Raw genomic sequence first — 1,160 nt, 5'->3', positions numbered from 1 at the left:
TATTATTCTTTTCATATAAGTGGCCTCCTTTTGTATGCGGTAATCCCTGTTACCATTAATCTTGTCAATTAACAGTTTACAGGTAAATCCACGAACCTACAAACGTGAGGTCACTTCATATTATCTTTTCTGCCATAATATCTTTCTGTTCCATATGTCCCTCATCATATTGTCCATATTTCAATCCAATGACCATCAATGCTCCTGCAACCGCACCACAAGTCTCACCCTTTGCCATTCCTCCCCCAAAACAAGCTGATACCTTATTCGCCAGTTCCGATGAAATACCTAATTCCTCTGCAAAATGTTCCAGGACAACCTGTGAACAGTCAAATCCTTTTGAAAATTTTTCTGCAATACTCTCCGGTTTCATTCCCTTGTTTCCTCCTTTTTTCTTCTTTCCATATAGAGTTGTCTAAGCAAAACAACAAATGCTGATATAGCAAATAACATCATTAATGCTGTCACTAGCATTTTTGCTCCTCCAGTAAGCATACCACCCACATAAGAATATATAATCGTTGCCGGAAGCTGTCCGATTCCTGTTGCAACCAGAAAGTTTCCAAACGACATAGATGTAAGCCCCGATGCATAGCTGACAATATCAAAAGATATAAACGACAGAAGTCTTGCTATCAAGACACTCATTTTTCCATGCTTATCGAAAAATTCATCAATCTGTTTTAATCCACTCCTACTGGTAAGCCTTTCAACAACATCTCGTCCCAAGATTCTCGCAATCCAAAAACATATTGCTGCTCCGGCCATAGCACTGGATCAAGAAAGGATGGCACCTTTCCACCATCCGAAAAGATTGGCATTAGCAAATGTCAGCAAAAATGCTGGAAGCGGTGCTGCAATGGATTGCAGTATCATCAATAAAAAAGACACTGCCACCGCATAAGCTCCATAAGATTCCACAAACTTGCGAACCACAGTAAAATCCCCGCTTGCAAACATCTTCAGAATATCATACATCATCTTTTTTACAGACGGAACAAAAAGATAACTTGCTGCCGCTATAATTATAATTATACCCAGAAATATTTTCCCTGTTTTATTTGATTTTTTATTTTCCATTTTCGACTCTCTCCAAAAATTCATCTGACAGATATGCCTCTAACTTATGGAAGGTTGATTGTTAAAATATTATATTATAT

1 protein-coding gene and 1 pseudogene are annotated in these 1,160 nt (G+C 38.0%); both read right to left on the bottom strand.

Going from position 1 to position 1,160, the window contains the following annotated elements:
* Positions 1 to 115 precede the first annotated feature (115 nt).
* The gene (locus JQM81_RS13505) at positions 116 to 373 is read right to left on the bottom strand and encodes a C-GCAxxG-C-C family protein (RefSeq protein WP_235234337.1); all 258 of its coding nucleotides are present in this window, start codon (positions 371 to 373) and stop codon (positions 116 to 118) included.
* Positions 370 to 1,080 (bottom strand): annotated as a pseudogene (locus tag JQM81_RS13855) (TVP38/TMEM64 family protein). Before JQM81_RS13855 ends, JQM81_RS13505 begins: the two are co-directional and overlap by 4 nt.
* Positions 1,081 to 1,160: the final 80 nt, after the last annotated feature.

This window comes from Faecalicatena contorta, assembly GCF_021531895.1.
Lineage (GTDB): Bacteria > Bacillota > Clostridia > Lachnospirales > Lachnospiraceae > JAFBIX01.
The sequence above is the reverse complement of the archived record's forward strand: the minus strand, read 5'-3'. Positions and strand labels throughout refer to the sequence as shown.

Excerpts from the sequence above, each read along its gene's own strand:
- JQM81_RS13505 (WP_235234337.1), bottom strand. The coding sequence starts at position 373 with ATGAAACCGGAGAGTATTGCAGAAAAATTTTCAAAAGGATTTGACTGT.